Annotated in this window: 4 protein-coding genes and 1 pseudogene; 1 reads left to right on the forward strand and 4 read right to left on the reverse strand. The window is 73.5% G+C overall.

The annotated features are described in order from the left end of the window. The first annotated feature begins 246 nt into the window (after nucleotides 1-246). Complete coding sequence (locus FHS13_RS03475; protein WP_420221130.1) at nucleotides 247-597, forward strand: metallopeptidase family protein; 351 nt, start codon at nucleotides 247-249, stop codon at nucleotides 595-597. Nucleotides 598-609: 12 nt separating this feature from the next. Here the strand turns inward: FHS13_RS03475 and FHS13_RS03480 are convergent, their stop codons facing one another. From FHS13_RS03480 to FHS13_RS03495, 4 genes and pseudogenes are all read right to left on the reverse strand, one after another. Continuing rightward, nucleotides 610-2,151, reverse strand: coding sequence for a DUF5719 family protein (locus FHS13_RS03480; protein WP_184287368.1), 1,542 nt, complete (start codon nucleotides 2,149-2,151; stop codon nucleotides 610-612). Continuing rightward, on the reverse strand, nucleotides 2,142-5,387 hold the full coding sequence (locus tag FHS13_RS03485) for a glycosyltransferase (protein ID WP_184287371.1): 3,246 nt from the start codon (nucleotides 5,385-5,387) through the stop codon (nucleotides 2,142-2,144). Before FHS13_RS03485 ends, FHS13_RS03480 begins: the two co-directional genes overlap by 10 nt. A gap of 254 nt (nucleotides 5,388-5,641) precedes the next feature. Further along, a complete protein-coding gene (locus FHS13_RS03490) occupies nucleotides 5,642-5,929 on the reverse strand; it encodes a WhiB family transcriptional regulator (protein ID WP_184287374.1) in 288 nt (95 codons plus the stop codon). A 236-nt stretch (nucleotides 5,930-6,165) separates the two neighbouring features. Continuing rightward, a pseudogene (locus FHS13_RS03495) lies at nucleotides 6,166-6,679 on the reverse strand (hypothetical protein); the annotation flags it as partial.

Genomic DNA, 6,679 nt, shown 5'->3' on the forward strand with positions numbered 1-6,679 from the left:
GTTCCATGAGCTGGTCAGTTCCACCGCGACCGGGTCCCTCTCCGCCCCGGTACGGCACCGCGCGAAGGTCGGCGGGGCCTTTCGTCCGGGGCCCGCGGGGGCCATCGGGGTCTTCCGCACCGGGGACTACGCGAGACGGCTGTGATGGCTTAGTCTCGAAGTGTGCGACGAGTGCGCCCCTTCAGTGGCCAACCAGACCGAGTGCGACGCCGGGACCGCCGCGGCCGAGGCATCCGCGGTCCGCTCGTGCCTTCCGACCTGCCTGTCTTCCGCACCCGGGCGCAGGCGTTCGACGACCTCGTCCTGGACGCGGTCGAACGCCTGGAGCGCCTGTGGGCGCGGGAGCTGGCCAACGTCGACTTCCTCGTGGAGGACGTCCCGCCCGCCCCGCCGCGCGGCTCCCCCGCCGAGGCGATCCCGTTCTCCCGCCTGGAGACCGAGCCCTCCGGCAAGGCACGCATCGTGGTGTACAGGCGTCCGCTGGAGATACGGACCAAGGACCCCGAGGAGATGGCACTCCTCGTGCACGAGACGGTCGTCGAGGAGGTCGCCAACCTGCTCGGCGTGGAACCGGAGTCGGTCGACCCCGAGAACTGACCGCCCCGCGGATCAGGGGACCACGCCGACCATCGTGTGGCGGACGTCGGGCAGCGCGATCTCCACGGGCGCGGGACGCACGGGCAGCACACTCAGCCCCTCTCCCGACCTCAGCACGCGGGCGGCGTGCAGCGGACCCGAGCCCTCCAGGACCTCCAGGCGGAGGGCGTGGCCGTCCTCGGGGTCGACTCCGTCGGGAGTGCTCCACGCCTCCTCCCCGCCGAACACGGTCGTCGTCCCGGCTTCCACCACCGTGCGCACCGCGTCTCCCTGGGTGCCGTCGGGCCCGATCGGGGTGGCCATGAGCGAGACGTCGTCCCGGGGGGCGCCCAGAACGAGCTCCGTGTCCGCGTCCACGGGGACGTCGGGCAGTACCGCCATGGTGTCCAGCGGGAACGACAGCGGCGGCACCACCGAGGTGTAGGCGGTCTCGACCACCTTCCGCTCCCCGTCGGCGGCTTCCACCGCCACGCCGGCGATCACGGGAACGTCCGCCTCCAGCAGCACGGTTCCCGGTTCCCCGCCCAGGGCGCTCTCCAGCGTGAGCCACGCGGAGGCCGCCGGGGGCACGTCGAGAACCAGGGGGTCGTCGGCGCTCCGCCCCGGGGTGCCCCCTCCGCCGTCCTCCGCGGAGGAGAGCACGTGGACCCGCACCCGGGCGGGCTCCTGGCCGGGGGCCGACACGACGAGGTGGCGGCGGCCCGCGCCGCCGGGAACACCCGCCACCACGTGTTCCGTGGCAGGGGCCGCGGTCGGCGGCACCCAGTCGGCAGAGCCCGAGACGTGCTCGGCGAGCACCGACACCGCGACCCGGCCGCTGCTCGTGCGCACCTGGACACCGATTCCGCCGATGCTCCCGGCCGGCTCGGTGAGGTCCAGTTCCGTCGACTCCCCCGGGCCGAGGGAGATACCCCGGCTCTCGGCGGAGCGGGACGGCCCGCCGCTGGTGTAGACGTCGACGCTGACCGTGGCGTGGGAGCGCTCGGGGTTGGCCAGGTGGGCGGTGACCGACTCCAGCCGCACGCCCTCGGAGTCGCCCACGCCCGGGAGCGCGAACCAGGTGCTGACGGACGGTTCCACGCAGCGCACCTCGGTGGCGGCACCGTCGGCCAGGGTGATCTGTGTGGCGTCGAGCCCCGGGGCGAGCGCCTGCTCGGCGTGGACGGCGACGGGCTGCCGCTCCTCTCCGGTGTCGAGCTTCCACACGCTGCCCGGCTCGGTCAGCACCTCACCGAGGCGTCCACCCGCCGTCGCGGAGCCCTCGTCTTCCCCGCCGTCCTCTTCCGGCGCCCGTGGGACCGGCACGGCCCACAGGCCGCCTCCGTCGTCACGGCTCACCCGGGGGGCGAAGGCCGCGACGGAGCTCCGGGCGTCCGAGGCCGCGTGCGGCGCGGGGCACACCCTCAGGGCGAGTTCGGGGCGCACCGTCTCGGGCCCGGTGACACCCAGCTCGGCGGTGACCGGGCCGGTGGCCAGGGCGATGCCGAACAGCGCCGCCAGGGCCGTCGCCACCAGTCCGAGCAGTGCGAACCTGTTCTCCGCGATCAGACGCACGGTCTCTCCTCCCGCTCGGTCCCCGCCACTTCCCCGTCGTCCTCCCTGCGGATGTCGGCCCGGCGCCGTCCCGCCCTCCGGCCTCCGCGCCGGCTGCGCCGGGAGGGCCGCGCCTCGAAGGGCATCGGCCGCGGCACCGGCGTGGACTCGATCAGCCGGTCCTCCTCCTCGGTCCGCACCCCGGGTGCGGCCAGGACCGAGACGACCAGGAGCAGGAGCCCCTGGGTGAGCATCCAGGCGCTGTGCACGTGGTCGGTGTGCCGGACGTGCAGTTTCCCGCCCCCGGTCGGCAGCTCCCACGCCTGTGTTCCGCCGGCGGTCTCGACCGGGGTGAGCTCGGCACCGTCCAGGGTGGCCCTCCAGCCGCCGTCGGCGGCCTCCGCCAGGGCCAGGGTGCGGCCGGGGGCGCCCTCCCCGAGGTGCGCGGTGAAGTCGTCCCCGGGGCCCTCGACCCGGAGGAGCTCCTCGGTGCCTCCGTCCTCGGAGACGGTCCGCAGCCTCCCCGCCGGTTCCTCCAGGCGCCACAGCCCGTACCGCTGGGAGAGCGACTGCCGGAGCAGACCCGGTGTTCCGTCCAGGGTGTCGACCATGGTGGAGTCGACCGTCCCGGTCAGCTCGGGCCGCGGGTAGAGGACGTACCGGACACCGAGGTCGGCCAGCACCCTCAGCTGACTGCCGCCCTGCCCCGCGGCGAGTTCCGCGGCGGCGCGGTCGAGTCGGGCCCCGGTGTCCTCGTCGGGACGGACGCGTTCCTCGCCGAGCCGGGGCTCCCTCCCGCGCACCACCAGGTAGTCGACACCGCCGTCCCCCGCCGGTGTGACGACGAGGGTGCGCGGCGCGGTGCCGTCCCCGCTCGCACTCGCCAGGGCCCCCGGGACGACCGGGACCGCGCGGGAGGTGACCGGCCCGTCGGCGCCCTCCCAGATCCACGCGGCGGCGGCCGAGAGGGGTGTGGCCAGGGCCAGCAGGGCCACGGCGATCGCGAAGGCGCGCCGCGGACCTCCCGTGTCCAGCATGTTCCGGAAGGAGCGGACCGCGGTCGCCGACGAGAGCAGCACGGCCGTGGCCGCGAAGGTGAGCGGCACCCCCGGCCAGACCTGGGCGGGGGGCCCGCCGAAGTACGGCTCGACGACGATCCTGCCGACCAGGACCGCCACGAGCACGCCGAACAGGGCCAGGCCCCAGCCCGCGGCGACCAGCAGTCGGTGCTTCAGGAGCAGGAGCGAGCACAGCGCCGCCGCGACGAAGCCCGCGGTGACCCAGAAGGGCGGGGTACCGGGCCCGCCGGGCGAGAGCATGAGCAGCTCTCCCGGGGAGGCCGCCTCGCCCGGAGGGCTCACCCCCGCCTCCAGCAGCCACAGCGAGGGGTGCAGCACCAGTTCCGGCGTCCACGGCATGAGCAGGAGGGCGGGCAGGCCCAGTCCGATCGCGACGCTGACGTAGAGGCGGCGGCCCACGTGGCCGAAGACCACGGTGACCAGTCCCCCTGCCGCCAGCGCCAGCAGCCACGTCATCGGCACGAAGGCGGTGGCCGCGGCCAGCACCAGGCCCAGGCCCCAGGCCGCCCGGCGGGACTGCTTGGGCGGCATCGACACCACGCGGACCAGCAGCAGCGCCAGGACCGGCATCAGGACATGGACCAGGGCGGTGCCGAAGCGCCCTTGGGCGATCGCGCCCGTGGCCACCGGCAGCAGGGCATAGGTCGCGGACATCCACAGCCGTGCGGGGCGGTAGCCCAGCACCTCGCGGGCGAGCAGGTAGGAGGTCAGCCCGGCCAGCGGCACGCTGCCGAGCAGGAGGAGGGAGACCGCGATCCAGGGTTTGCCCAGGGTGAGGGTGGACAGCAGGGCGAGCAGTCCGACGTAGGGCGGCAGCGCCCCGCCCGAACCCGCACCGCTGTCGGGGCTGCCGGACAGGTACAGCGCCCACATGTCGCGGGCGCTGCCCGTGACCGGCGGCAGCGCCCCGCCCGCGAGGAGGTCGCCCAGGAGCAGGGAGCGCTCGGCAGCGACGGTGACCGCGGCCAGTCCGAGGACCAGGAGCGGCCCCGGCCGGAGGACCGCCCGGCGCAGGAAGCCGCCGCTGTCGGTGGGCGCCTCGTCGTCCTCGGCGACGGGCGGTGCCGTCACCGCCTGGTGGCGCCCCGGGGTGTTGAGGACCGGCTCGCCCGAGAGCACACCGGCGAAGGCGTCGGCGAACTGGCGGGCGGCCACCCCTCGCGCCAGGAACGGGCGGATGGCACTGTAGGTGCGCCGGCGGTCGCGACGCCGCCGGAAGCGGGCCCGCACGAGCTTGTCGGGCCGCAGATACACGAGGGTGATCGCGGCGGCCTCGTCCAGTGCGTTGGCCGGCTGCTTGATGAGCAGGTACATGGCCACGCGCAGCAGCGAGGCGACGGAGTTGCGTACCAGCGCGGCGACCATGCCGCCGAGGGGCAGGTTGGCGAGCAGCACGAAGACCGCGTGGCGGCGGTCGACCCTGCGCGGGTGGTTGCGGGCCGCGGTGATGGGGCGTCTTCTGCGGGCGGAGGCCTCGGCGTGGTAGGCGACCGCCTCGGTGACGACCAGGACCCGCAACCCGGCGCCGCCCACGCGCCAGCAGAAGTCGATGTCGTCGCGGAACAGCGGCAGCGAGCGGTCGAACCCGCCCAGCCTCTCCCACACGTCGCGGCGGACGAGCATGCCCGCGCTGGAGACGGCGAGCACCTGCCGGGTGCCGTCGTGCTGGCCGTGGTCGAACTCACGCTGCTCCAGCCCCGTCTCCCTGCGGCCGGCGCCGTCGATGGTGACGCCGACCTCGACGAGGAGGCGGCGGTCGAACCAGTCGCGGAGCTTGGGGCCGAGGACCGCGGCGTGCGGATCGCGGTCCGCGGCCGCCAGCAGATGGGCAAGTGCCTCCCGGTCCGGGGTGAGGTCGTCGTGGATGAGCCAGATCCACTCGGTGGCGTCCTCGTCGCACCCCTTCACCGGAGCGGTGGAGCGGTCCAGGGACAGGGCCGCGCGGACGGCGTCCCCGTAGCCCGTACGGGCGGGCAGGCCGACGACCGCCCCCCGGGGGAGGTGCTCGTCGAGGATGTCCGCGCTGCCGTCGGTGCTTCCGGTGTCGGCCGCCACGACGCGCTGCACGGGGTGGCTCTGGGTGCGGAGCGCCGACAGCGTCTCGGGCAGCCAGCGGGCTCCGTCGTGGGACACGACGACCGCGGTGACGACGTGTCGGGCTGGGTCGAGATCGGGCACGGCTGCGGTGGGCTTTCTCAGGAGGGCGGGGAAGGGGGGCCCTTCGGGGGGTCGCGGGCCACGCGTGTCGGGGGAGCGCGGGGCGGCGTGCGGTACATCACCCTACGCCACCCGCACGTCATGACGTGTCCCTTCACCCCGAAAACAGGCACCTCCGTCATATCGGACATTCCCACCGATGATGCGGGTTTCGGGGGATACACAAAGACGCGCGCCCGGGCACCTGCCCGGGCGCGCGTCGCATGCGCCGATCTCTACAGCACGTCCGCGAGGAAATCGAAATCTCCTCCGACAGCTTTCTTCAGCCTTCGGCGCTCGCGCTCGGAGAGTCCTCCCCAGATACCGAACCGCTCGTCGTGTTCGAGCGCGTATTCCAGGCACTCCGCGCGTACCTCGCACGACTGGCAGACCTTCTTCGCCTCCCGGGTCGATCCGCCCTTCTCGGGGAAGAACGCCTCCGGGTCGGTCTGCGCGCACAGGGCACGCTCCTGCCAGCCCAGATCTTCATCCGAGCCGTGCGCCAGCGGGATGACCTCGCTCATGCGCACCTCCTATTGCCCCCCATAGATGTCCCCGGCCCTTTTCTTCCCCCGGGCCGGGGGGAATCCCACCTTGAAATTACACGTGGACGCGTTGCAACTCGTCAAGCGCCCTGCACGGTAATCCACTGAATATCACGTAACGAACTGCCAACGGCGGTCCGCACGTGTCCGATCTGCGGTTTACCACGCAATTCACGACCTTCCAAGGCGGCAGGGGCACGGAGCCCGGCAGCGGGTCAGCGCTTGTCGTCTCCTCCGTACCAGCCCTGCTGGCCGCCGGTACCGCCCTGACCCTGCTGGTCGGTGCCGTATCCGGTGCCCGTGCCGTACTGGCTTCCGTAGGATCCGCCGCTCTGGTCGGCCGATTGAGTACCGTTCTGCTCGCCCGAGTTAAAGAAAGGATCAACTCCGGCCTGCTGCTGTCCCTCCTGCCCCTGCTGCCCCTGGTGCCAGCCGTACTGGATGGCGTCCTGGGCGGCCTGCTCGCCGGTGCCGGCGGGCTGCCCGCCCTGGGGTGCGTACGAGGCGGGGTCGTAGGACTGGCCGTAGGCCTGCTGCTGGGCCTCCTGCCCGTACTGCTGGCCGTAGGCCTGCTGGGCCCCGGTGCCGTACGCCTGCTGCCCGTACTGGGAGGCGTCGTAGCCGTACTGCTGGCCGTAGGCCTGCTGCCCGTACTGGGAGGCGTCGTAGCCCGGGTAGGCCTGCTGCTGGGCCTCCTGCCCGTACTGCTGCTGGGCTTCCTGTCCGTAC

Source organism: Nocardiopsis algeriensis, assembly GCF_014203695.1.
Taxonomy (GTDB): Bacteria; Actinomycetota; Actinomycetes; order Streptosporangiales; family Streptosporangiaceae; genus Nocardiopsis; species Nocardiopsis algeriensis.

Coding starts and splice junctions, on each gene's coding strand:
- FHS13_RS03490 (WP_184287374.1), bottom strand. CDS start 5,929: ATGAGCGAGGTCATCCCGCTGGCGCACGGCTCGGATGAAGATCTGGGC.